Source organism: Mesorhizobium sp. P2_A12, from assembly GCF_056405075.1.
This window is the reverse complement of the sequence record NZ_JBFUCU010000010.1, coordinates 36,578-61,461: the sequence shown is the minus strand read 5'-3', so window position 1 is coordinate 61,461 and position 24,884 is coordinate 36,578. Positions and strand designations below refer to the sequence as shown.

Genomic DNA, 24,884 nt, shown 5'->3' with positions numbered 1-24,884 from the left:
CGGCTGGCAGCATTATAGAGGGTTTGGATCATCGGGGCGGGCGCGAACGACAAATGGCCTTTGTCGAAACTTCGAAGCGTAATCTTTTCCGGCAGGCGTGGCTGACAGCTTTCGCCACTGCCCTGTTTTGCCTTGCCGCGACAGCGCTTCAGGCCGCCGAAACGAAAAGCCTGAAGGGCGTGGCGCTGATCATCGGCCAGTCGAAATACGAACATATCGCCGCCCTCCCCAACCCGGCCAACGACGCCCGCGACATGGCCAAGATGCTGACCGACCTCGGTTTCGACGCCCGTAACGTCACCGACCGCGACGCCGCCAAGCTGAAGCGCGACCTGGAGCGATTCAGCGAGGATGCCGAAGGCGCCGATGTCGCTTTCATTTACTATTCCGGTCATGGCATCGAGGCCGGCGGCGAGAACTATCTGGTACCGGTCGATGCCGACATATCGTCCCTGAAGGATGCGGACGCGGCCCTGGTGCCGATTTCCGCCGTCATGGATGCGTTTAAGAAGACCGTGCCGGTGACGATCGTGCTGCTCGATGCATGCCGCACAAATCCGTTTCCGGCGGACGCCGTGGTGCGGCGCGCCCCGACTGCCTCCGCCTCGCCGATTGGCGCCGGCGGGCTGGAACCGGTGCGCGGCGCCAAGGCCCTCGGCAACGCGGCGGCGACAGACGCGAGCCTGGGCACCGTGGTCGGCTTTGCCGCCGAACCCGGTCGCCCGGCACTCGATGGCGCGGCTGGCGAAAATAGCCCTTACGCGGCCGCCCTGCTGCGCCACCTCGCGGCGATGAAAGGCACCGAGTTCGGCTCGGTCATGCGCATGGTGGCCGAGGAGGTCTATCTCGGCACCAAGGCCAAGCAGCGTCCTTGGGTCAATGAAAGCCTGCGCCGCCTGCTCTATTTCGGCATTGCACCGCCGGAGCCGACCGGCGACGACGGGTTGATCACCGGCGAGCGGCGGCAGTTGCTGTTGACCATTTCCGACCTGCCCGACCCGAAGCGGGCACAGGTGGAACTGGCCTCGCTGCAGGAAGGCGTGCCGCTCGACGCGCTCTATGGCGTGCTGAAGGCACTCGGCACGGAAAAAATCCCCGAGGATCCGACGGATCTGCAAAAGGTGCTCGACGCCCAGGCCGAGCGCCTGAAGAAGATGATGTCCGAGCGCGCGGCGTTGCGCACCGACGATCCCGAGATCAAACGCCTCGTTGCTTCCGCCGACGCGGCCATCGCCCAGGGCGCCATCGTGACGGCGCACAAATTCCTCGATGAGGCGGTCGGCCGGGTCGAGCAGACAGGCGCTGCGGTCGATGATGCAGAAGATCTCGTCAAGCAGAAGCGCCTCGCCGATGCCGCGATCTACGTCAGGCGCGCCGATGCCTCGGCGCTGGTCTTCGATTACAAGTCCGCTGCCGGCGACTACGCCAAGGCGTTTTCGCTGGCCGAAAAATGGGACGACAAGCTGCGCTGGAACTACAAGAACCAGGAAGCCGAGGCGTTGAATGCTTATGGCTATGCCTCCGGCGATCTCGATGCGCTGCAGCGCTCCATCGAGGCCTATCGCATCATCCTGAACTTCATCCCCAATGGCGAACAGAATCGCGACTGGGCGATCACCCGCAACAACATGGCGGTGGTGCTGCAGACCATCGGCGAGCGCGAGACCGAAACCGCGCATCTCGACGAAGCGGCACAGATCTTTCGCGATTCCCTCATCGTGTTCGAGCGCGAGAAGGACGACCTCAACTGGGCCGCCGCGCAGAACAACCTGGCCAATGTGCTCTTGAAGATCGGCGAACGCGAGAGCGACCCAAGGCGCCTGAATGAAGCGGTGGCGGCAATGCGCGCCACCCTCGACAAGCGCCCGCGCGACAAGGTGCCGCTCGACTGGGCAGCTTCGCAGAACAACCTCGGCCTGGCGCTCTACGCACTGTCCGAACGCGAGGCCGCCGGCGAGCATCTGACGCAAGCAGAGGCGGCCTACCGGCTTGCGCTTGAGGAATACACCCGCGAAAGGGCGCCGGTGGAATGGGCAATGGTCGAGAACAATCTCGGCAACACGCTTGTGTCGCTTGGCATCCAGCTCAACGACAAGGGAAAGATCAACGCGGCGGCCGACGCCTTCCGCGCCGCTCTTGAGGTGCGAACCCGTGAAACCTTCCCGGTCTCCTGGGCCACCAGCCGGCTCAACCTCGGCAATGCGCTGAGTGGCGTCGCCCGCTTCGACTTGGGCACCAGCGCGCTCGAGGAGGCTGCGGCGGCCTATGACGATGCGCTGACGGTGTTTACCCGGCAGCGTTTTCCAATGGACTGGGCGTCGGCGCAGAACAATCTCGGTTCGATCTACCAGACGCTTGGCCAGCGCACCCGCGACACGGCCAGGCTCGAACAGTCGGCGGCGGCGTTCCAAGCCGCCCGACAGGTCTATGTCAGACGGAAATTCCCGCTCGACTGGGCAATGAGCCACTACAATCTCGGCAACACGCTGCAGCTGCTTGGCGGCGTGACCGACAAGCCGGAACACTATGGCGAGGCCATCGCCGCCTACCGCGATGCGTTGCGCGAATACAAGCGCGAGACGAACCCGCGGCAATGGGCAATGGCCCAGGCCGGCCTTGGCTCGACGCTGCACTGGCTGAGCATGAGCAATGCCGACCCGAAGCCCCTGCTTGAGTCCATCGCCGCACGGCGGGCGGCACTTGAAGTGTTGACCGTCGAAGCCGCACCCGTGGACTGGGCCAATGCGCAGAACGGCATCGGCATGAGCCTTCTCAACCTCGGAAATCTCCAGCGGACCGACAAATATCTCGGCGATGCCGAGGCCGCCTTCACGGCAACGTTGAAGGTGTTCACCCGCGAAAGCCAGCCGATGCAGTGGGCCTTCGAACAGAACAATCTCGGCGACATCCACTGGAACCGCGCCAGCTATGGTGGCGGCAAGGCCGAATATCGAAAGGCGATCGAATTCTTCGAGAACGCCAAGCAGGGCTTTACCGAAGCCGGCTACATTTTGCCCATCCCGCTGACCGACCAGAAGATCGATCTGGTGAAGAAACAGCTGGCGAAGAAGTAGCGCTCTGGCCGACCGCGCCTTGTCTTTCGGCTGGCTTTACCGTCCCTATATGTCCAGTCACCGGAGCCCATGCCGGGAACCGGAGAAGGATAGCCTATGATTCGATTTGTACTGGCTTTGCTTCTGTTCGCCATCCCGGCCGCGGCCCACGCAACGGACGCCGGCTGGGCGCTGTTGCGCGATGGCGGCCATGTCGTGCTGCTTCGCCATGCCATGGTCACCGGCACCACCGATCCGGCCAATTTCGACATCGACAGCTGTGCCACCCAGGTCAACCTGTCGGCACGCGGCAAGCAGCAGGCGAGCAAGATCGGCGCCTTGTTTGCCGCCCGCGCTGCACCCATCGAGCGCGTGCTGTCCAGCCGCTATTGCCGCTGCCTCGACACCGCGCGCATTGCCTTCGAGGCTGAGCCTGAAATGTTTGCGCCGCTCGATCTCCTGAAGGGCGACGAGACGCAGAAGGCGGCGCAGATCGCGGCGATCATGAAGGAAATCCGCGCCTATTCCGGCTCCGACAATCTGGTCATGGTCACCCATCTGGAAGACATCGTGGCGCTGACCGGCGTCTCGCCGCGCGAAGGCGAGGCCGTGGTCGTCGAGCCGCAGGGCGACGGCCTGCGCGTGCTCGGCCGGGTCACGTTCTGACAGGCTGGCGCTTCGTCGTCGACGTTGGGACGCGGTGTTGCCGAAATGCCACCACAGAAAGAAGCCGCGAATTGGCCACGACAATGCCGCTTGCGACAACCCGTCGCAGGGTCTATAGGCGCGCACCCGGTCACGAAAACCGAAGTGAGCACAACGGTTGGAGCTTTCGTCTCCGCCCGTGCAGGCGGCTTTGACCGCCCTGTATACGGCGCCGCTTTGGGGATTGGGATCGCGGATATAGCTCAGCGGGAGAGCGCCGGATTTGGGTCCGGAGGTCGCAGGTTCGATTCCTGCTGTCTGCACCACGGATAGCTCAGTTTGGTAGAGCATCAGATTTAGGTTCTGATTGTCGAAGGTTCGAATCCTTCTCCATTGGCCTGATAAGCCAACACCCTGCCAGGTGTTATCTGAAACGGTCCGGGGACTGGAATGCTGAAGATCGGACGGACGGCCCAAGCCTTCGGGCGCGGGCCATCCTGAAAGTCTGACGCCATCGGCTCGCGGCCAGGCCCGCGGTGACGATCAAGGCGCAACGTCGCCGGCAAGGGAGGCTTCGGCCTCCGGCGTCCGCTTCGCTGCCCCGCGATCCGCTCCCGAAGGCCCGCCACGGATTGATGCCACCAGTCCCCGGATCATTCGTGCCCGGACCATGACGCAAGAGACGATGTGAAACGAGAAACGAAGGGAAGATCGACGCATGACTTGACGCCTCGCATGGGGCCATGCCCGACAGGAGTAAGACAATGACCATTCTCGACAAGGTTCTTGGACGCGAGCGCGTCCTCGTAAGGGAAAACGAGCGTGCCCTCACCCTCTACAAGGGTGAGATCAAGGCTGTCCTGCTGCCAGGCGAACATTGGCTCGCCAACCGGCGCGGAAGCCTCGAGGTGTCGCGGCACGACCTGAAGAACCCGGAATTCGTTTCGGCATACGAGAAGGCGTTGTTCGACAAGCTGCCGGACGTGGCCGCGCGCCACTTCACCGTCGTTCGCACCGGGCGCACGGAGGTCGCCGTCATCGAGCGTGACGGCAACCTGCATGCCGTGCTGGCGCCGGATCGCAAACTCGTGCTGTGGACGGATGCCGGTCCGTGGAAGGTGACGCTGATCGACACGTCGGTCGATCTCGCCATCGACGCGGCGATCATGCGCCGGCTCGGCCAGGCCCGGAAGGCGGAGTTGATGTCCCTCCATCCGGTCGTCGACGGCCAGGCCGGACTGTTGTTCATCGACGGTGTCCTTGTGCGGACGCTGACGGCGGGCGTGCATGCTTTCTGGAATGTCGGACGCATGGTGCAGATCAAGGTCGTCGACCTCAAGCGCCAGTCGCTCGACGTTGCCGGGCAGGAAGTGCTGACCAAGGATCGCGTCACGATCCGCGTCAACATCGCCGCCGAATACCGGGTCGTCGATCCGGTCAAGGCGGTGAGCGCTGTGAAGGACTTCTCCGAAGCCCTCTACCGTGCCCAGCAGTACGCCTTCCGCAAGACGCTTGGCGCGCTGACGCTCGACCAGATCCTTGAGAAGAAGGTGACGATCGACGAGGAAGCGGCGGCCAAGGTACGTGCCGACATGGCCGAGATCGGCGTCGAGGTTAGCGATATCGCCCTCAAGGATGTCATCCTGCCGGGCGAGATGCGCGAGATCCTCAACCAGGTGGTGTCGGCCGAAAAGCAGGCCGAGGCCAACATCATCCGTCGCCGCGAGGAGACGAACGCCACGCGTTCGCTGCTCAACACGGCCAGGGTGATGGCGGAGAACCCGGTGATGCTGCGGCTGAAGGAGCTCGAGGCTCTGGAAACCATCGCCGGCAAGGTCGAGCGGCTGACCGTCCACAACGGAACGGGCGGGCTGCTCAACGACCTGGTCAAGCTCCGCGACAGCTGAGCTTACGTAGCGTCAATGGGAGGGGCCGCCGGGTCGACCGGTGGCCCTTCTTGCGTTTCTTGAGCGCCCTACCCATCTGCGCCCCGCGTATCAGGCCTTTTCCTGCCGGGAAAAACCGATTAGACAGCGCCCAAACACATGCGGACAGATTCCGCCCGCAACCGAAGGAAAAGCCTCTTGTCCACCACGTTCGACAAAGTCGCCAAGATCATTGCCGACACCAGCGAGATCGATATCGACACCATCACGCCCGAGAGCCACACGATCGACGATCTCGGCATCGACAGTCTCGATTTCCTCGACATCGTCTTCGCCATCGACAAGGAATTCGGCATCAAGGTGCCGCTGGAAAAGTGGACCCAGGAGGTCAATGACGGCAAGGCTTCGACTGACGATTACTTCGTCATGAAGAACCTGTGCGCCAAGATCGACGCGCTGGTCGCCGCCAAGACTGCCTGACGTCAGTTGAGCGCGCGACCTTGACGCGCTCTGCCGCCTGACCCACAAAGCCGCCCATGAGCAGCCCCCGCGACGTCGTCATCACTGGTATCGGCCTTGTCTCCTCTCTGGGAGAGGGTCCGGACGCCCACTGGCAGAAGCTCGCCCAGCCCGGCCTGCAGCCGGTGCTCGAGGCCGCGCGTTTCGCCCCCTACACCGTCCACCCGCTGCCGGAGATCGACTGGAACCTGCAGATCGCCAAGCGCGGCGACCAGCGTCAGATGGAGACCTGGCAGAGGCTAGGCACCTACGCCGCCGGCCTGGCGTTGGACGACGCCGGCATCAAGGGCAATGACGAACTCTGCACGACCATGGACATGGTTGTGGCCGCTGGTGGCGGTGAGCGCGACGAGGCAGTCGATGCCGCCATTCTCGCCGCTTCGGAAAGCCGCAACGACCGCGACGTGCTGCTTAACGAGAAGCTGACGACAGAACTGCGGCCGACCCTGTTCCTGGCCCAGCTTTCCAATCTGCTCGCCGGCAACATCTCGATCGTCCATAAGGTAACCGGCTCGTCCAGAACCTTCATGGGTGAGGAAGGTGCGGGCGTAGCCGCCGTCGAGACGGCCGCCGCGCGCATCCGCTCCGGCCAGTCGACGCACATTCTGGTCGGCGGCGCCTTCCAGACCGAACATTCCGACATGCTGCTCGGCTACGAGCTTGCCGGCTACCTGCATCGCGGCCCGTGGAAGCCGGTCTGGCAAAGACAGGGCGCTGAAGGTGGCGGCGTGGTGTCAGGCTCCGGTGGTGCCTTCCTCGTGCTGGAGCAGCGCGAACACGCGACAAGCCGGGGGCGCAAGATCTATGCCGAACTCGGGCCGATCGTTTCCGGCCGCGCCAGGCGGCGACGGGGCGAACTCGACACCGAGATCGCCGCGCTGCTCAGCCAGGCGGCGCTGCCGAACGGCAAGCTGCTTGCTCTGTCGGGCGCGTCGGGCGCTCATGCGGCAACCAGCGCCGAGAAAGCAGCGCTCGATGCCAATCCGGCCATCGCTTCTCGCGGCTTCTCGACGCTGACCGGACACATGAAGGAAGCGCAGTTTCCGTTCGCCGTGGCGCTGGCCGCACTCGCCGTCGACCGCAAGGCCGCCTACCCTGTTTTTGATGCCGTTGCCGAGAGCCCATTCGAAGGCGTTCCCGCAACCGTCCTTGCAACGGCGATCGGCTATCACCAATTCGAGGGCATGGCGCTGGTCAACGCCGCCTGAGGCGGTGCTCCGCGATACATGCTGCAACGACAAACGCTCGAGGGCTCCCGGATGGCCAATCTGAACGATCACATGGGCAGGCCGATCGTCGCCGTCACCGGCATCGGCGTGGTGACTTCGCTTGGCGTCGGCAAGACCGACAATTGGGCGGAGCTGACCTCGGGCAAATCGGGCATCCACCCGATCACCCGCTTTCCGGTCGACCATCTCAACACCCGCATCTCCGGCACCGTCGACTTCCTGGCGTCGAGTTCGAAGGGCGCCAGCCCCCTCACGTACGAACTGGCCGAAACCGCCGCGCACGAGGCCGTGGCCGAAGCCGGTCTCAATTCCAGTGATTTCGGCGGTCCTCTGTTCCTGGCTTCGCCACCGGTCGAACTCGACTGGCACGAACGCTTCTCGCTCTACAATTCCGACAAACAGGATGCCGGCGCCGAAAGGCTGCTGCGGGTGGCGCGCGGGCTGAAGGAAACAGACATTTTCGAGACCACCCAGTTCGGCTCGATCGCCGACCGTCTCGCCGACCGTTTCGGCACACGCGGCCTGCCGATCACGCTGTCGACCGCTTGTGCCTCCGGCGCCACCGCCATCCAGCTCGGTGTCGAGGCGATCCGCCGCGGCGAATGCGACCGGGCGCTGTCGATCGGCGCCGACGGTTCGGCGACCGCAGAGGCGCTGATCCGCTTCTCGCTGCTGTCGGCGCTTTCGACCCACAACGACATCCCGGAAAAAGCTTCAAAACCCTTCTCCAAGGACCGCGACGGCTTCGTGCTGGCCGAGGGTTCCGGCGCGCTCGTGCTGGAATCGCTGGAGGCCGCACTCGCGCGCGGCGCCACCGTTCTCGGCATCCTGCGCGGCTGCGGCGAGAAGGCCGACGACTTCCATCGCACCCGCTCGAAGCCCGACGGTTCGCCGGCAATCGCGGCGGTTCGTGCCGCCCTTGCCGATGCCGGCCTGAGCAAAGACGAGATCGACTACGTCAACGCCCATGGCACCTCGACGCCGGAAAACGACAAGATGGAGCACCTGTCGCTGTCGACGGTGTTCGGCGAGCGGATCGGCTCGATGCCGGTCTCGTCGAACAAGTCGATGATCGGCCACACACTGTCGGCGGCCGGTGCTGTCGAGGCGGCGTTCTCGCTGATGACGATGCGCGAAAGCGTCATTCCGCCGACCATCAACTACGACAATCCCGACCCGGCGATCGTGCTCGACGTGGTGCCGAACAAGAAGCGCAATGCCGAGGTTCGCACCGTTCTGTCGAACTCCTTCGGCTTCGGCGGCCAGAACACTTGCCTTGTCATGGCGCGGGAACCGGTCTAAGCGACCTTTTTCCGCCAATCAGAACCGACAGGCTCCATGCGCGCACTGCAACTTATCGAGGACCGCCGTCTTGAAACGGTGGACCTGCCGCCTCCCCCGCCGCCGGCACTTGGCGAAGTCACGCTGCGCATCAAGGCGGTGGCGCTGAACCACATCGACGTCTGGGGCTGGCGCGGCATGGCCTTCGCCAAGCGCAAGCTGCCGCTGGTCGTCGGTGCGGAAGCCTCCGGCGAGGTCGAGGCGGTCGGTCCCGGCGTTTCCAGCCTGCTGCCCGGACAGTTGGTTTCGATCTACGGCGCGCACACCTGCGGCCTTTGCCGTGCCTGCCGCGAAGGCCGCGACAATCTCTGCGAACATGTCTCGGGGGTTCACGGCTTCCACCTTGACGGCTTCGCGCAGGAAAAGATCAACCTGCCGGCACGCCTTCTGGTCCCCGCCCCGCCCGGCGTGACCGATGTCGGTGCCGCGGTTGCGCCCGTCACTTTCGGTACCGTCGAGCACATGCTGTTCGACAATGCCCGGCTGCAGCCAGGCGAAACCATCCTGGTCCATGCGGGTGGCTCCGGCATCGGCTCGGCGGCCATCCAGCTGGCGAAGCGGATGGGCTGCACGATCATCACCACGGTCGGCTCGAACGACAAGATCGACAAGGCCAGGGCGCTCGGCGCCGACCATGTCATCAACTATCGCGACGACCGTTTCGAAGGCGTCGTGCGCAAGCTGACCAAGAAGAAGGGCGTCGATGTCGTTTTCGAACATGTCGGCGCCGACACCTTTGCCGGCTCGATGCTGTGCCTGAAGCGCGGCGGTCGCCTGGTAACCTGCGGCTCGACCTCGGGCGTGTCGACGCAGATCAACTTGATGCAGCTGTTCCAGCAGCAGTTGAAACTGCTCGGCTCCTTCGGCTGCCGCATGGAGAACATGGCCAACGCCATGCAGAAAATGGCGGCGGGACAGGTCGCACCGGTCATCGACACCGAAGTCGGCTTCGACGATATCGATGCCGCGTTGAAGCGCATGGAAGGCCGCGACGTGTTCGGCAAGATCATCCTGCGCGTCGACTAGAGCTTGACCTCAGTGCTCAAGAAGTTTCGCCGGGATCTCAAATTTCGCTATGGCAGGCAGTTGCGCCAGTTGAACTACTGGCTGGTGGCGCGTGCGGCGATGATGATCATCTCGGTCCTGCGCCTGCTGCCGGCCGACAGCGCACTGAATTTCGCCGACCGCGTCGCGCGCCGTGTCGGCCCCCGGGTAGGGCGCCATCAGGTCGCCGTCGACAATCTGCGCAAGGCCTATCCGGAAAAGAGCGAAGCCGAAATCCAGGCCATCGCCTCCGATATGTGGGGCAACATGGCCCGCCTGGCCGCCGAATACATCTTTCTCGACGCCCTGTTCGACTACGATCCCGCAGCCACCAGCCCGGGACGCGTCGAGGTCAAGGGGATAGAACACTTCGTCGAGATCGCCGCCGAAAAGCAGCCGCATATCGTCTTCACCGGCCATCTCGGCAATTTCGAATTGCTGCCGGTGGCCGCAGCGACCTTCGGCATGAACATCACGGCGCTGTTTCGCCCGCCCAACAACCCCTATCTCGCCGACTACATCCTCTCGACGCGCCGCTCGACCATGGGATCGCTGCTGCCATCAATGGCCGGCGCCTCGTTCGCGTTGGCCGGGGTCCTGGAGAATGGCGGCAACATTGGCGTCTTGGTCGACCAGAAATTCTCCAACGGCCTGGAGACGACATTCTTCGGCCGACCCTGTCAGAGCAATCGCGTCCTGGGCACCCTTGCCCGTCACTACGACTGCGACGTCTATCCGGCGCGCTGCGTCAGGCTTCCGGGCAACCGCTTCCGGCTCGAAATCGAGGACAGGCTGACCTTGCCGCGCACCGCTGACGGCATCGTCGACGTCCACGCCACCACCCAGCTTCTCAACGACGTGGTCGAGCGCTGGGTGCGCGAAGACCCCGGCCAGTGGATGTGGTTCCACAAAAGGTGGGAGATCGGCGGCCGGCGCAGAAAGCGGCCCCCGCAGGCGGGAGCGCCAGTCGCTGGCGCCTAAGCCCGTTGATTGGCCACCGGTCCTGACATTCGTAGCTTTGTTGGTCAGGGAATCTTAAACGGCCGGGGCGCAGATATCCCAGGGATGTTCATCGGCTGGGACCGTTGCATGGTTAGTCTCGAAACGCGTCGCGCCGACCGGGATAGGCTCGAAGACCGCTCGTTTGGCCGTTTTGGCAGGGCCTGGTCCTTTATCCGCCAGCGAGGCTTGCTGGAGCCGGTCAGGCTCGTTCGTCAGCATGGGATCGGCGCGAGCGTTGGCTTTGTCCTGCGGAACGTCCGCTATATCGTCGCCGACCGCCTCGCGCGAAAATGGGATCGCCGGCACGATGTCGATACGGCCGGTTCGATCCAGCTCGCCGCGCTGGATGTCGTCGGCCCGCATCGCAGCAAGGGCAACGAAGCCGTATGCACCTCGCCGAAGACCTTTGATTTCATCATGAAGTCGCTGCCCCAGGACCTCCAGGGCCATACATTCATCGATATCGGCTCAGGAAAATCGCGAACGCTGTTGCTGGCGTCGCGCTATCCGTTTGCAGAGATCATCGGGGTGGAGTTTGCTCGCGAACTGGTCGAAATCGCCAGGAGCAACATAAGGCGCTTCAGGGATCCGTCGCAGAAATGCCGCGCGCTCAGTGTCATCGAGGCGGACGCGGCGGCCTACGAATTTCCCGATGCGCCGCTGGTGGTTTATTTCTACAATCCTTTTTCCAAGGACGTTTTCGACATCGTTCTGAAAAATCTCGTGTCGTCGCTTGAACGGCACAGGCGGGACTGCTTCATCGTCTACGGAAGCTCAAGCCATCGCGCCATCGATTGGGCAAGGCCGGCAATCCGCGAGGCCGGCGTTTTCATCGAACTTCCCGTGCCGCCGATGCCTGGCTTCCTCGATGCGATCCGAACCATCGACTACGCGGTCTTTCAGTTTCGCGCCGGAGCGTAGCTCTTGCTTCTGGCCTTGACGAAACGCGTGACATTGCGCGCGGCGTATGGCGTGCCGGCAGTGAAACGCATCAGCGGGCCAAAACTGCCGACGGCGCTCGCACCGACGAAATGCAAGCCTGGAATGCTCGACTCGAAGCCCGCGGAGAGCACCGGGATCCCTTCCCGGCGCGCGATGGCGGCAAGCACATCGGGCGCGAACAGCCCGAGCCTGGCGATATCGATCCGGTAGCCAGTTCCCAGCAGCACGTGATCGAAGGTGGCGACATCCTTCTCGAACCGCAGTTCGATGGCGTGGTCCTTGGCGGCAGCACCGACAATCCTGCTGCCAGCATTGACCGTTATTCCATCGAAGTCCGGCTTCAGCCAGCCTGACGCGCCGGCCCCAAGACTGCGGGTGTTGAGCCCGTCTCTGGCTGCCTCCGGAAACCGGTGCACGAAGCCTGGAACTTCGACCAGCCAGGACAGTGGGAAGGGGCCGACCCTAGAGGGAGACGCAAGACGCTCCGAAGCGAAGTCGCGCAAACTCCAGCTTTTGTTTCCCGACAGCGTTCGATACCCGAGCCAATGGATGTCGCCACGGCAGACAAGTTCGACATCCGCCCCGCTACGCTTGAGCAGCACCGCGGATTCGCAGGCGCTCTGCCCGCGCCCGATGACGGCAACCCGTTTGCCGCGAAAGGCCTCGTAGCCGGGATGTTCGCTGGCATGGCTGACCAGTTCGGCGGGCATTCCATTGAACACGGCGGGGATCATCTGCTGGTTCATCAGCCCGGTGGCAACGACAACACGCCGCGCTTGGACGGCATCACCATCAGCAAGGGCGAGGCGAAACCCTCCCCTCGCCGTCTCGACACGGCCAACCATGCGCGTATCCAGATCGGGAACCGTTTGGGCCTGTATCCACAGTCCATAGTCGACGAAGTTTTCAAGCAGCAGCGGTTCGCGCGGCGAGATTCCAAGGACCGCTGCGTAAGAATAGAGCGAGAGCGGCCCTTTGGTGTGGCCGATATAGGTCGCGTGCCAGGGTGAGCGCAGCCTCATGCCTCTTGGCATGTGATCGCGCCAGAAAGACATGGCGCCACCGAAGGCAAGCGTTTCTATGCCCGCCGCCTTGAGGGCGGAAGCAACGGCCAGCCCAAACGGTCCGGCACCGATCACAGCCACCTCGCAATCGGTCCTGGGCATGGGCGCGATCATGTCACTGGTCTCGTGGTTCCGTTTTCTCGACGCCTGATCCCGACTGAAACCCGGTCGGACACCCTGTCGTCCTAAACATTCCCAGGTTAAGAATGCGGAAATGAACCGCATCCTACCGCCTGTCCGGCAGATGACCTGGCGTTGTCGGTTAATGGTTTCACCGTCTGCGAAGTATTCGCCTCGTCAGCACTCTCCACATGGTCAAGGGTATGTCGATCAGGCCCGGCATTGGGTCGCTTGCCGTGAATGTCGCCCATGTCCGTACCGAACCGAACGAGCGCAAATAGGCTTGCCTTGTCAGCCGGCCACTTGAGATCAACTTGCTGACGGCCACCAAGTCCCGAACCAAATACATCCAGGATGTATTCGGTCGCGCCGAGACCGCCCCGACCTCGCGGCCCGACCTGATCGCCCAAAGCATGGCGCCGAGATCGACGCCCGCGGCAGCGGCAAGCCCAAACCATGTCCAGGGTCGCGGATTGACATCGAGTATCTTCAACGAGCCATCGCGGGGGTCGCGCTTGAATTCGACCTCCACCAGTCCGTGGTGGCCGATCGATCCAAGAAGACGGCGCGCGGCGTCGATCAGTTGCGGCTCGTCGACGACCTCCACGAACGTGCTGGTGTAGCCGAAATCGACCGGATATTGCCGGCTGCGGCGGGCAGTGAACTCGGCCACCGGCGCACCCCGGTTCCAAAGCGCCGCGTAGGAAAACTGGTTTTCTCCTCCTCCCGGTATCATTTCCTGAACGACGACATTCTCGAAACCGATCTCTTCGGCGGCCCATTTGTAGGTTGTCAGAAACGACGCCTGATCGTTGGCGAGAATGGCCTTTGCACGGGCGAAACGGCTGCGCCCGCCCATGTTCGGCTTCAGGATGACGGGAAAGCGAAGCTCGGCCGCCCCTGCCTGCTCGACCGAAGTAAACTCGTATGTCAGCGGAATGGCGAGCGCCAGTTCGCGGGCACGGCGATACAGGAGCGGCTTCTCACAGACCCATTTCAGCTGCTGCCATGGTGGCAGCACCACGTCGAATACATCGGACAGTTGCTCGATGGATTGCGACACCAGGCGAACTTCAGGGTCGCCGCCGGGAACCAGAAGAAAGCCGCCCAATCCCTGTGTCGCAGCCAGGTCGAGCAAGAAGGCAACGGCGCCGTCATCCTCGGGGCCGGGCCACATCATCTGCCGATGCGCGTAACGCGAAAAGCGGGGCAAAGGTGTGTCCGCGCTTACCAACCAGACCGGCACTTTCTGTGCGCCAAGGCTCCTGGCCAGCGCCAGCGTCCCGTGCGCCCCACCAAGAATAACCACCCCGGCGGGTCGACTGGAAACACGATCGTCCATTTCTGGCTGGGAGAGCATCTGTCAATTCCGACAATCGGTGCGCAGTGGCGAGACTTCTGGTTACCGATTGACTGGCCTGCAAAAAGTAAGAGACATCCAATATAGAAAACTGGTCGCCCAGGGGCCGCCACCACCCACGGAAAGTCTCATACCAATGCTTTCTAGATGGTAATGAAAATTGGCGCCGCGTTGGAAAGAGACCCCGGCAGTCGGCCAAGAATGTACGCGTTCCGACATGCCACTGGCTTCGACGGCCATAGCAATCAGGAAAAGTGCCAGCAAACAGTTGACCGGTTCAGCGATCCACCGACGTTGAACCGGCTAACATAAGACAAGACTGCGCCGCGGATCCGGAAGATGCCGACGGCCTAGTTCGTCACGACAATCCGCGTGTTGCCGAAACCCACTTCCCGCACCATCGAATAGAAGGTCGCGGCGTTGGCCGTGTGCAGCCGCACGCAGCCATGCGATGCCGGCCTGCCGAGTTGCCTGACGGCGCCGGTTCCATGGATGGCATAGCCGCCATGGAAGAAAACGGAATAAGGCATTGGCGACATATGGTATTTGCGCGAATACCACATCCGTGCCGTGCGTTGCGGCCGGTAGGTGCCACGCGGCGTGAAATAGCCGGATCGCGCGGTGGACACGCTCCACCGGTACACCGAAAAGCCATATCTGACCGTCATCGTCTGCGACGACACGTCTATGTTTGCAACGAGGCTGGCCGCCCAGCCTTGCCCCGCAGCTCCGAACAGCATCGCGACAAACATGGCTGCCATGAGAACAGTCTTTTTCATGCGATCAAACCCCTTTGATTGCCCCTTACTTGCCTGCCATCACTTTGTTTTTCATCTTTTTAATGGCAGCGAACGGATAGCACGCACTCCTTGACCAATTCGCCAATCCAAAGCAGCGAATTTGAACGATTTCGCGCGATAGTTGCCGCAACGACACGCCGCACCGGTCTGTTCACCGTCGGGCTTGCAAAACCGCTGATATCGCTGCTCAACTCGTCGCATGAACGAGCGACTCCTCAAGGCAATCGATGACCGGCGCGACGATGTCGTCGCGCTGACCGCCGACCTGATCCGTTTTCCGACCATCAACCCACCCGGCGAAGCCTACCGGCCATGTGCCGAATATCTCCGTGCGCGATTGAAGAAGAGTGGTTTCGAGACCGAAATCATCCGTGCCGAAGGCACGCCCGGCGACACCGATCGCTACCCGCGTGTCAATGTCGTTGCACGGTTCGACGGACGGTCGCCGGGTGCCTGCGTCCACTTCAACTCGCATATCGACGTTGTCGAGGCGGGCGACGGCTGGACCGTCGATCCCTTTGCCGGCGTCGTCCGGGACGGCAAGGTCTACGGCCGTGGTGCCTGCGACATGAAGGGCGGCCTTGCCGCCTCGGTCATTGCAGCCGAGGCCTTCATGGAGGTGTTTCCCGACTTTCCAGGCGCCATCGAAATATCAGGCACTGTCGACGAGGAGTCCGGCGGCTTCGGGGGCGTCGCCTATCTGGCCGGGCTCGGCTATTTTTCGAAACCCAGGGTCGACCACGTCATCATTCCCGAGCCACTGAACAAGGACCGCATCTGCCTTGGTCATCGCGGCGTCTGGTGGGCGGAGATCGAAACCAAGGGCGAGATCGCGCACGGCTCGATGCCGTTTCTCGGCGACAATGCGGTGCGCCATATGGGCGCCGTGCTGCAGGCGTTCGAGGATGAACTGTTCCCCGCGCTCGACCGCAAGATGACGCGCATGCCGGTCGTGCCCGAAGGCGCCAAGCGCTCGACCATGAACATCAACTCCATCCACGGTGGCCAGACCGAGGATTTCCGGCCCGGCCTGCCTTCGCCCAACGTGCCCGATTCCTGCCGGCTGACCATCGACCGCCGCTTCCTGCTCGAGGAGGACCTCGACACGGTCAAAGGTGAAGTGACCGGCATTCTCGACCGGCTGAAGCGCGAGCGGAAAAAATTCGACTATGAGATCCGCGACCTGATGGAAGTGCTGCCGCTGATGACTGAGCGCGACGCGCCTGTGGTCAAGGCGGTGGCGCAAGGCATCATGGCGATCTTCGACCGCGAACCGGACTATGTCATCTCGCCCGGCACCTACGACCAGAAGCACATTGCCCGCATCGGCCACATCTATGATTGCATCGCCTATGGCCCGGGCATTCTCGACCTCGCCCACCGGCCGGACGAATGGGTCGGGATATCGGACATGGTCGAAGCGGCCAAGGTGATGGCGATCGGGCTCAACGTGCTGCTGCGCGACACAGCCACGGGATAGTCGCATCGCAACAAGCTTCCACCTGCCGACAGGACTGTCGTGGCAAAAACATCCCCAGCCATCCTGCCGGGCAGAACGAAACGCAATTTACTCCGTGGCCAAATCACGCTTCTATCGCCCGGGTTTGAGCACGTCTGAAACGCATGGGGAGTCGCACGATGAGATTGTGGAAAACCATTCTGGCTGCAGCGGTGCTGTCCCTGGCCACTGGCACGTCGGCATTCGCCGCGCGAACCGACCTCGTCATCGGCATCCCGCTCGAACCGCCGCACCTCGATCCGACCGCCGGTGCTGCCGCGGCCATCGACGAGGTTCTCTACGCCAATGTGTTCGAGGGCCTGACCCGCATCGGGCCGAATGGCGAGGTGCTGCCGGATCTGGCCGAAAGCTGGGCCATTTCCGATGATGGCAAGGTCTACACCTTCAAGCTGCACACCGGCGTCAAATTCCATGACGGCACCGATTTCGACGCCAGCGACGTGAAGTTCTCGCTCGACCGCGCCCGCGCCGACAATTCGGTCAATGCGCAGAAGGGTCTGTTCGCCGCGATCGACAAGGTCGACGTGGTGGATCCGGCAACGGTCAAGGTGACGCTGAAGAACCCGCAAGGCTCCTTCCTCTACAATATGGGCTGGGGCGACGCGGTGATCGTGGCGCCTGAATCGGCCGACACCAACAAGGAGAAGCCGATCGGCACCGGCCCGTTCAAATTCCAGAGCTGGGCCAAGGGGTCGTCGATCACGCTGGTCAAGTCGGACAACTACTGGGGCACGCCGGTGTCCCTCGACAAGGCCGAGTTCCGCATCGTGCCGGATGCGGCGGCCTATGTGCCGGCGCTTCTGTCGGGCGACATCCAGGCTTTCCCGTTCTTCGATGCCGACAGCGTCGCGCAGGTCAAGGACGACCCGCGCTTCAAAGTGGTGATCGGCGCGACCGAAGGCGAAACCCTTCTGTCGATCAACAACAAGAAGCCGCCTTTCGACAAATTGCAGGTGAGACAAGCGATCTCCTATGCGCTCGACCGCAAGGCGATCATCGACGGCGCCTCGGCCGGCCTCGGCCAGCCGATCGGCTCGCACATGTCGCCGGCCAACAAGGACTATGTCGACCTCACCGACCGTTATCCGCATGATGTCGCCAAGGCCAAGGAACTGCTGAAGGAAGCGGGACTGGAGAACGGTTTCAAGGCGACGCTGAAATTGCCGCCGCCCTCCTACGCGCGGCTCGGCGGCGAGATCATCGCCTCGGAACTTCGCGACGTCGGTATCGATCTCAAGATCATCCCGGTCGAATGGGCGCAATGGCTGGATCAGGTGTTCACCAAGAAGGATTACGACCTGACCATCGTCTCGCACACCGAGCCCAACGACATCGATATCTATTCGCGCAAGGACTATTACTTCAACTACGACAACCCCGCCTTCGACAAGGTGATTGCCGACCTCAACCTCACCTCCGACGAGGCCAAGCGCAAGGAATTGCTCGGACAGGCGCAGAAGATCCTGGCCGATGATGCCGTGGTCGGCTTCCTCTTCGAACTGGCCAAGGTCGGCGTCTGGGATGCCAAGCTGCAAGGGCTGTGGGAAAACGCCCCGATCCAGGCCAATGACCTGACCAAGGTGAAGTGGAGCGAGTGAGGCTGTTGGCCAAGAGGTGACGCTTGCGCCCCTTCGCGCCCCCCTCTGCCCTGCCGGGCATCTCCCCCTCAAGGGGGGAGATTTCGCTCTTGTCACCGCTTTCGCCATTCATCAATGAAGCCTTTGTGGCGCCTGCGCTGAAATTGCCGATCTCCCCCCTTGAGGGGGAGATGTCCGGCAGGACAGAGGGGGGCGTCGCAGAACGCTATCGTCACTTGTTGTCTGCCCTCGGCAACGCAGCGGCCCCATGACCGCCTATCTCCTCAAGCGCCTCGCCATCGCCGTCGCCACGCTGGTGCTGGCCTCCATGGTGGTGTTCGCCGTGTTGGAGATCCTGCCCGGCGACCCGGCGCGGCTGATGCTGGGCATGAACGCCAGCGCCGACCAGGTCGAGCTGTTGCGCAACCAGATGGGCCTCAACGCACCGCTGCCTTGGCGCTATCTGCATTGGGCCGGCGGCCTGCTCAGCCTCGATTTCGGGCGTTCCTACACCTATTCGGTGCCGGTCATCGATCTCGTGCGCGAGCGGCTGGCTGTCTCCCTGCCGCTGGCGCTGATTGCGCTGGCACTCTCCACCATCATCGCCATCCCGGTCGGCCTGTTTTCGGCCAGCCGGCGCGGACGGGCCGGCGACACGGTGGCGATGGGCGCTGCTCAGCTTGGCGTCGCTGTCCCCAATTTCTGGTTCGCGCTGATGCTGATCTATGTCTTCGCCGTCTGGCTGCGACTGGTCCCGGCCGGCGGCTTTCCCGGCTGGGGCGCCGGCGTCTTGCCGGCGCTGAAATCGCTGCTGCTGCCGGCAGTGGCGCTTGCCTTGCCGCAGGCGGCCATCCTGGCGCGCGTCACCCGCTCGGCGCTGATCGAGGTGCTGCACGAGGACTATATCCGCACTGCCCGCGCCAAGGGCCTGCCCTATCGCGCAGTGCTGTGGCGGCACGCGCTGCGCAACGCCATGATCCCGGTGCTGACCATTCTTGGCCTGCAGTTCGCCTTCCTGCTTGCCGGCACCATCATCATCGAGAATGTCTTTTATCTGCCCGGGCTCGGCCGGCTGGTGTTCCAGGCGATCACGCAGCGCGACCTGATCGTCGTCGAAAGCGTCGTCATGCTGCTGGTCGCCGCCGTCATTGCCGTCAACCTCCTCGTCGATCTTTCTTATGCAGTCGTCGATCCGCGCCTGAGGAGCCGGCAATGACGCTGCACATCGACATCCCCGAGGAGACGTTCGGCAGTATCCTGGCCAAGGCGTTCAGGAACACCGCTTTCGTTGCAGGCTTCGTCATCACCTCGCTGATCCTGACGATGGCGATCATCTCCTACGTCTGGACACCCTACGACGTGACGAAACTGGTGATATCAGACAAGATGCGAGCCCCCTCGCTGGCGCACTGGTTCGGCACCGATCATTTCGGCCGCGACATCCTGTCGATGGTCATGGTCGGCGCCCGCAATTCGATTGCCGTGGCATTGGTCGCGGTCGGCATCGGCATGGGGATCGGTGTGCCGCTCGGCGCCTTTGCCGCGGCGCGCGGTGGCCTCGTCGACGAGGCACTGATGCGGCTGAACGATCTCGTCTTCGCCTTCCCTGCCTTGCTGTCGGCCATCATGATCACCGCCATCTTCGGACCGGGCGCCGTCAACGCCATCATCGCCATCGGCATATTCAACATTCCGGTCTTTGCCCGCGTCGCCCGCGCCGGCGCGCTGGCGATCTGGCCGCGCGAGTTCATTCTTGCCGCGCGTGCCGCCGGCAAGAGCAGCACCCAGATCAGCATCGAACATGTGCTACCCAACATTGCCACGCTGCTTCTGGTGCAAGGCACCATCCAGTTCGCGCTGGGCATCCTGGCCGAAGCAGGCCTTTCCTATCTGGGCCTTGGCGCCCAGCCGCCAATGCCGAGTTGGGGCCGCATGCTGTTCGACGCGCAGACCCGCATGGTGGTGGCGCCATGGATGGCGATCTTTCCAGGCATGGCGATCGTCGTCACCGTGCTTGGGCTCAACCTCCTGGGCGATGGCATCGCCGACATCCTCGATCCGAAATCGCGGCGGCAGCGATGAGCCTGCTCGACATCGAGAACCTGTCGCTGACCATCGGCGATACGCCGATCCTCACAGGCGTGGAGCTTTCCGTCGCGCCCGGCGAGGTGATGGGGCTGGTCGGCGAGTCCGGTTCGGGCAAGTCGATGACCGCGCTGACAGTGATGCAGCTTTTGCCACATGCCGCGCGAGCCACCGGGCGCGTCTCGTTCGACGGCATCGACATCCTAGCGGCGACCGAGGACCAGATGTGCGCGCTGCGCGGCGACGACATCGGCATGGTGTTCCAGGAGCCAATGACGGCGCTCAATCCAGTCAAGACCATCGGCGAACAGGTCGCCGAGGGCATACGCTGGCACACCAGGGCAAGCCGCTCCGACGCCGAGGAGCGGGCGCGAAAAATTCTCGACCGCGTCGGCCTGCCCTCGGCAAAATTCCCGCTGTCGCGCTATCCACACGAACTGTCCGGCGGCCAGCGCCAGCGCGTCGTCATCGCCATCGCCTGCGCGTTGAAACCGAAGCTGCTGATCGCCGACGAGCCGACGACGGCGCTCGACGTGGTACTGCAGGCGCAGATCCTCGAACTGTTGCGCGACCTCGTCGCGGAGAGCCGCATGGGCCTGCTCCTGATCTCGCACGACCTCGCTGTGGTGACCGAGATGGCCGATCGCATCACCATCCTGCGCCGCGGAGAGGTGATGGAGACCGGCGACACGGCGCGCACGCTGTCCGAACAGCTCCATCCCTACACGCGCCAGCTGGCGCAGGCCTCGATGCATGTGCCGGCGCGGGCAGGACCGCATGACGTCGGATCGGCCCAACCCCTGCTTCAGGTCGAGGGCGTGACCCGCGACTATCCGGGCCGGCACACCTCACTGTTCAGCCGTGCGTCAGCGATCCGCGCCGTCGATGACGTCTCCTTGTCGATGGCGCGGGGCCAATCGGTGGCGCTGGTCGGTCGCTCCGGCTGCGGCAAGTCAACGCTCGCCCGAATGATCCTGGCGCTCGACCGGCCAAGCTCGGGGACGATCCGGTTTCGCGGCGAGGCCATCACCGGCAGGAGCGAAGCGGAGCTGAAGCCTGCCCGGCGTGACATGCAGGTTGTCTTCCAGGACCCCTATGGCTCCTTCGACCCGCGCCAGAAGGTCGAAAAACTGGTCGCCGAACCCCTGCATGTGCTGGACAAGAAGCCGACGCGCGCCGAGCGCCGCGAGATGGTGGCGCATGCGCTGCACGAGGTCGGCCTCGACCAGCGCGACATGGACAAATATCCGCATGAGTTTTCCGGCGGCCAGCGCCAGCGCCTGTCAATCGCCCGCGCGATCATCACCCGCCCCAAACTTGTCGTCGCCGACGAGCCGGTCTCGGCGCTCGACGTCTCGATCCGCGCCCAGATCCTGGATTTGTTCGCCGAGCTCAACCAAAAACTCGGCATCGCCTATCTCTTCATCACTCACGACCTGACCGTCGCCCGCGCCATCACCGACGAGGTGCTGGTCATGCATGACGGCAAGATCGTCGAGCGCGGCAAGACGAACGAGGTGCTGGATCACCCGCAATCCGAGGCCGCCAAGGCGCTGGTCACCGCCGCCCCGGACCTGCACCGGGCAATCGCTCGGCGGATGCAGGAACAAGGTTAGCCCTATCAGATCATCTGGAATTTTCCGGTGGTCCTGAACCGGAGATAGGCCGCGATGCTACGCGCCATATTGGGCAGCATTTCGGGCAAGTCGTCGGGCGCAAACCAGCCGACGGCACTGCTCTCGTCATCGGTGACGGCCGGCTCGCCTTCAAAGGAGCGCGTGTAGAACATCAGCGCGAAAAACTGGGCTCGATCGCCATTCGGAAACTGGAAGGTTTCATAGTGCGGGTCACAGCCAAACCCGAACGGCTCGACATCGCTGACGATCAACCCGGTTTCCTCGAGTACCTCGCGGATAACCACGGTCTCCAGGCCCTCGCCTTCTTCGGCATTGCCGCCTGGCAGGCCCCACAAGCCAAAATCTGTTCGTTTCTGCAACAGGATGCTGCCGTCGGCGCGCTCGATGACGATGCGAGCGCCCGGCATCAGCACCATACGATTCCCGATTAGCGCTCGCAATTGTCCCAGATAGCTGTCGGCAAAGGCCATTCAAACGCTCCCGCAGCTAACGAAACCGTTACCTCAGCCTTCCGGCTTGACCACGTCGACTGGACTGATGTCGAGCAGGTCGAGCGTGCGCCGGAGCAGCCGCACCTCGCTCTCGGCCAGTTGCGAATCCGCCTTGGCGATCTCGGCCATGTGGCGGGCCAATTGCTTGCGCCGTTCGATGTCGAGATCGCGAAACAGCGCAATGGCCTGCGAGCCGTTGGTCTCGTAGCCGAACTCGTTGAGATATTCGATGACGCTGTCGATGCTGGTTTCGGCAATGCCGAAAGCGTCCTTGCAGATGCGCCGGAAGGCAACCATCTCGCTTTCGCTGACCGACCCGTCGGCCAGGATCATGCGGAACAGCATCAAGAGTTCCGCCGACAAGACCGGATCGTCCGCCACCTTGCGCACGCCCGGGTCGCCGTCGAAGATCGAGCGTATCTGGTCCAGCAATGCGAATGCCATCAGGAGCCCCTTTCCGATTCAGATGCGTCGCATGATTCCACCCAAGCGCGACGCGCTGGGATAGAGGTAGCGCGGAATCGGCCTTGCGCAAACAGGGTCGTCGTGGTCGAACGCCCGATATCTCAGCCCACCGGACATTTCCATACATCAGATGATCGACCTCACCACCCAGACCGTCGCCATGCTGGCGTTCGCCGGCTTTGCCGCGGGCTTTGTCGACTCGATCGCCGGCGGCGGCGGATTGATCACCATTCCCGCACTGCTTCTCGCCGGTTTCTCACCGATCGAAACGCTTGGAACCAACAAACTGCAAGGCATGTTCGGCTCTGGCTCGGCCACAATCCATTACGCCGCGAATGGCCATGTCGACCTGCGACGACAGCTGCCGTCAGCCTTGCTGGCGCTTGCCGGCGGCACTGCCGGCGCCTTGCTGGCAACGATTGTGCCGGGCGATATTCTACGCGCCTCGCTGCCGCTTCTGCTGATCGCCATCGCATTTTATTTCGCCATTAAACCCAACATGGGTGATGTCGACCGTGCCGAGCGGCTGTCACCGTTCCTGTTCGGGTTGACTGTCGCGCCCGCAATTGGCTTCTACGACGGCCTGTTTGGACCCGGCGCCGGCTCCTTTTACATGCTGGCCTTCGTCGCACTCGCCGGTTTCGGCGTGCTCAAGGCGACGGCGCATACCAAGCTGCTCAATTTCGCCTCCAACATCGGCGGCTTCATCGTCTTCGCCGCGGTCGGCGTCGTCTACTGGAAGATCGGTTTGATGATGGGCGTTGCCCAGTTCCTCGGCGCCCGCGTCGGCGCCAGCCTGGCCATGCGCATCGGCGCAAGACTGATCAAGCCGTTGCTGGTGGTCGTCTGCCTTGCGCTGGCGGTGAAGCTCTTGGCCGACCCGACGAACCCGCTGCGCGTCATGATTGGTGTGTGATCACGCGCCCTGATAGAATGCCGCTGTTCGAATCATGTTGCGAGGAGCCAGACATGAATCTTAGCGCACCCACCCAGATTGTTTTCATCATTGCAGTTGTTATCGCCATCATCGGCGTTCTCGCCGCTCTTGGCGTTCTTGCGTTCATTCCACTCGCATCGGTGTGGATTGTTCTTATTGCCTTCATCGTGCTTGCCGGCGGCTGCTTGATGCGCGGCGCCTGACCAGTTTCCCTTGAAGTGGGGACCTGGAGCGCCCGGCCAAAAGCCGGGCGCTTTTGATTCTTGTCAATGGTCTGCTAGATTTGCCTCGGCGGAAGGATGGCCGATGCCAGTCGAGATGCAGCACCGGAAGGAACAGGACCACTCCGTCGCCGGGCGGTGCGAGATGCGCCGGCGCCTGCCCGGTCCTGCACTTGAAGGCATCGTCACCGACATCTGCGGCTATCGCGAAACGGCTCCTGGCCATTTCCACAATGTCGAATATGCATCGCTGATCGTGCCGCTGGTGATCAGCTTTGCCGAACCCTTCGCCATCGGCCTCGGCAAGGCGCCGGGCGACAATGACCGTTTCGCCAGTTTCGCCGCCGGCCTTTTTGCCGGACCGGTGGTGATTGAATCCTTCGGTGGCGCCTGCTGCGTCCAGGTCAACTTCACGCCGCTCGGCGCACGCCGGTTTTTCCGCCAGCCGATGAGCGAGCTCACCGACAGCATGGTCGTGCTCGACGACGTGCTTGGCGCCAAAGGCATGGCGCTGCGCGAACGGCTTGGCAACGCGCCGGACTGGGCGGCGCGTTTCGACATCGCCGAAGCCTTCGTCGCGGCCCGTCTCGAGAATGCCGCCGAAACGCCGCTCGAAATCGCCTGGGCCTATGACCGCATCATCACCTCTGGTGGCCGGACCCGCATTTCGGCGCTTGCCGAAAGGCTGGGCCGGAGCCGCAAGCATCTCGCCAGCGGCTTTTCCGATGCGATCGGTATCGGCCCCAAGACGCTGTCGCGCATCGTGCGCTTCAACCGGGCGCTTGGCCTGTCGAGGCAGCAGACCGTCGACTGGGCGGATATCGCCGCCGATTGCGGCTACGCCGACCAGGCGCATCTGGTCCGCGAATTCCGCGACCTTGCCGGCGAGACGCCGACCGCACTTGCCAGGTAACATTTCTTCAAGACGCTGGAACGGCCTTCGACCA

Annotated in this window: 22 protein-coding genes and 2 tRNA genes; 19 read left to right on the top strand and 5 right to left on the bottom strand. The window is 63.1% G+C overall.

Annotated elements, in window-relative coordinates:
- The first annotated feature begins 53 nt into the window (after window positions 1-53).
- The 11 genes from AC1DZU_RS21290 to AC1DZU_RS21240 all read left to right on the top strand — a co-directional run bounded on the left by AC1DZU_RS21290 (window position 54) and on the right by AC1DZU_RS21240 (window position 11,640).
- Window positions 54-3,074 carry a caspase family protein gene (locus tag AC1DZU_RS21290; protein WP_477288031.1) on the top strand — a complete coding sequence of 1,007 codons (3,021 nt, stop codon included), beginning with the start codon at window positions 54-56 and terminating at the stop codon, window positions 3,072-3,074.
- A gap of 96 nt (window positions 3,075-3,170) precedes the next feature.
- Window positions 3,171-3,719 carry a histidine phosphatase family protein gene (locus AC1DZU_RS21285; protein ID WP_477288029.1) on the top strand — a complete coding sequence of 183 codons (549 nt, stop codon included), beginning with the start codon at window positions 3,171-3,173 and terminating at the stop codon, window positions 3,717-3,719.
- 231 nt (window positions 3,720-3,950) lie between these two features.
- A tRNA-OTHER gene (locus AC1DZU_RS21280) sits at window positions 3,951-4,024 on the top strand.
- A gap of 2 nt (window positions 4,025-4,026) precedes the next feature.
- Window positions 4,027-4,095 (top strand) — tRNA-Leu (locus AC1DZU_RS21275).
- Between the two features lie 367 nt (window positions 4,096-4,462).
- The gene (locus AC1DZU_RS21270; RefSeq protein WP_477288027.1) at window positions 4,463-5,605 is read left to right on the top strand and encodes a slipin family protein; all 1,143 of its coding nucleotides are present in this window, start codon (window positions 4,463-4,465) and stop codon (window positions 5,603-5,605) included.
- A 177-nt stretch (window positions 5,606-5,782) separates the two neighbouring features.
- Window positions 5,783-6,064, top strand: coding sequence for an acyl carrier protein (locus tag AC1DZU_RS21265; protein ID WP_010909964.1), 282 nt, complete (start codon window positions 5,783-5,785; stop codon window positions 6,062-6,064).
- A gap of 56 nt (window positions 6,065-6,120) precedes the next feature.
- Complete coding sequence (locus AC1DZU_RS21260) at window positions 6,121-7,311, top strand: beta-ketoacyl-ACP synthase (protein ID WP_477288023.1); 1,191 nt, start codon at window positions 6,121-6,123, stop codon at window positions 7,309-7,311.
- Window positions 7,312-7,362: 51 nt separating this feature from the next.
- Window positions 7,363-8,634, top strand: coding sequence for a beta-ketoacyl-ACP synthase (locus tag AC1DZU_RS21255; RefSeq protein ID WP_477288021.1), 1,272 nt, complete (start codon window positions 7,363-7,365; stop codon window positions 8,632-8,634).
- 36 nt (window positions 8,635-8,670) lie between these two features.
- The gene (locus tag AC1DZU_RS21250; RefSeq protein WP_477288019.1) at window positions 8,671-9,699 is read left to right on the top strand and encodes a zinc-binding dehydrogenase; all 1,029 of its coding nucleotides are present in this window, start codon (window positions 8,671-8,673) and stop codon (window positions 9,697-9,699) included.
- 12 nt (window positions 9,700-9,711) lie between these two features.
- Window positions 9,712-10,698 (top strand): lipid A biosynthesis lauroyl acyltransferase, encoded by a 987-nt coding sequence (locus tag AC1DZU_RS21245; RefSeq protein WP_477288222.1) that lies wholly within the window; start codon window positions 9,712-9,714, stop codon window positions 10,696-10,698.
- Window positions 10,699-10,806: 108 nt separating this feature from the next.
- The gene (locus AC1DZU_RS21240; RefSeq protein ID WP_477288017.1) at window positions 10,807-11,640 is read left to right on the top strand and encodes a class I SAM-dependent methyltransferase; all 834 of its coding nucleotides are present in this window, start codon (window positions 10,807-10,809) and stop codon (window positions 11,638-11,640) included.
- Here AC1DZU_RS21240 and AC1DZU_RS21235 read toward each other — a convergent pair.
- The 3 genes from AC1DZU_RS21235 to AC1DZU_RS21225 form a co-directional block, all read right to left on the bottom strand.
- Window positions 11,619-12,839 carry an NAD(P)-binding domain-containing protein gene (locus AC1DZU_RS21235; RefSeq protein WP_477288015.1) on the bottom strand — a complete coding sequence of 407 codons (1,221 nt, stop codon included), beginning with the start codon at window positions 12,837-12,839 and terminating at the stop codon, window positions 11,619-11,621. The genes AC1DZU_RS21240 and AC1DZU_RS21235 overlap by 22 nt on opposite strands.
- 157 nt (window positions 12,840-12,996) lie before the next feature.
- The gene (locus AC1DZU_RS21230) at window positions 12,997-14,205 is read right to left on the bottom strand and encodes a carboxylate--amine ligase (protein ID WP_477288013.1); all 1,209 of its coding nucleotides are present in this window, start codon (window positions 14,203-14,205) and stop codon (window positions 12,997-12,999) included.
- A gap of 350 nt (window positions 14,206-14,555) precedes the next feature.
- The gene (locus tag AC1DZU_RS21225; protein ID WP_477288011.1) at window positions 14,556-14,984 is read right to left on the bottom strand and encodes a L,D-transpeptidase; all 429 of its coding nucleotides are present in this window, start codon (window positions 14,982-14,984) and stop codon (window positions 14,556-14,558) included.
- Window positions 14,985-15,204: 220 nt separating this feature from the next.
- Between AC1DZU_RS21225 and AC1DZU_RS21220 the strand changes: the two genes are divergently transcribed.
- From AC1DZU_RS21220 to AC1DZU_RS21200, 5 genes are all read left to right on the top strand, one after another.
- Window positions 15,205-16,485 carry an acetylornithine deacetylase/succinyl-diaminopimelate desuccinylase family protein gene (locus AC1DZU_RS21220; RefSeq protein WP_477288009.1) on the top strand — a complete coding sequence of 427 codons (1,281 nt, stop codon included), beginning with the start codon at window positions 15,205-15,207 and terminating at the stop codon, window positions 16,483-16,485.
- Between the two features lie 158 nt (window positions 16,486-16,643).
- Entirely contained in the window at window positions 16,644-18,122 is a 1,479-nt protein-coding gene (locus AC1DZU_RS21215; protein ID WP_477288007.1) for an ABC transporter substrate-binding protein, read from the top strand.
- 247 nt (window positions 18,123-18,369) lie between these two features.
- Window positions 18,370-19,317 carry an ABC transporter permease gene (locus tag AC1DZU_RS21210; protein ID WP_477288005.1) on the top strand — a complete coding sequence of 316 codons (948 nt, stop codon included), beginning with the start codon at window positions 18,370-18,372 and terminating at the stop codon, window positions 19,315-19,317.
- On the top strand, window positions 19,314-20,183 hold the full coding sequence (locus AC1DZU_RS21205; RefSeq protein ID WP_477288003.1) for an ABC transporter permease: 870 nt from the start codon (window positions 19,314-19,316) through the stop codon (window positions 20,181-20,183). Before AC1DZU_RS21210 ends, AC1DZU_RS21205 begins: the two co-directional genes overlap by 4 nt.
- Entirely contained in the window at window positions 20,180-21,802 is a 1,623-nt protein-coding gene (locus AC1DZU_RS21200; protein ID WP_477288001.1) for an ABC transporter ATP-binding protein, read from the top strand. Before AC1DZU_RS21205 ends, AC1DZU_RS21200 begins: the two co-directional genes overlap by 4 nt.
- A 5-nt stretch (window positions 21,803-21,807) precedes the next feature.
- Here AC1DZU_RS21200 and AC1DZU_RS21195 read toward each other — a convergent pair whose 3' ends face one another.
- Both AC1DZU_RS21195 and AC1DZU_RS21190 read right to left on the bottom strand, forming a co-directional pair.
- Window positions 21,808-22,293 carry an NUDIX domain-containing protein gene (locus AC1DZU_RS21195; protein ID WP_477287999.1) on the bottom strand — a complete coding sequence of 162 codons (486 nt, stop codon included), beginning with the start codon at window positions 22,291-22,293 and terminating at the stop codon, window positions 21,808-21,810.
- A 33-nt stretch (window positions 22,294-22,326) separates the two neighbouring features.
- Window positions 22,327-22,758, bottom strand: coding sequence for a TerB family tellurite resistance protein (locus AC1DZU_RS21190; protein ID WP_379096634.1), 432 nt, complete (start codon window positions 22,756-22,758; stop codon window positions 22,327-22,329).
- A 151-nt stretch (window positions 22,759-22,909) separates the two neighbouring features.
- On the opposite strand from AC1DZU_RS21190, the gene AC1DZU_RS21185 reads away from it, so the two are divergent.
- From AC1DZU_RS21185 to AC1DZU_RS21175, 3 genes are all read left to right on the top strand, one after another.
- Entirely contained in the window at window positions 22,910-23,695 is a 786-nt protein-coding gene (locus AC1DZU_RS21185) for a TSUP family transporter (protein ID WP_477287997.1), read from the top strand.
- A 53-nt stretch (window positions 23,696-23,748) separates the two neighbouring features.
- Complete coding sequence (locus AC1DZU_RS21180; protein ID WP_095088023.1) at window positions 23,749-23,919, top strand: hypothetical protein; 171 nt, start codon at window positions 23,749-23,751, stop codon at window positions 23,917-23,919.
- Between the two features lie 103 nt (window positions 23,920-24,022).
- Window positions 24,023-24,850 (top strand): helix-turn-helix domain-containing protein, encoded by an 828-nt coding sequence (locus AC1DZU_RS21175; protein ID WP_477287995.1) that lies wholly within the window; start codon window positions 24,023-24,025, stop codon window positions 24,848-24,850.
- Window positions 24,851-24,884: the final 34 nt, after the last annotated feature.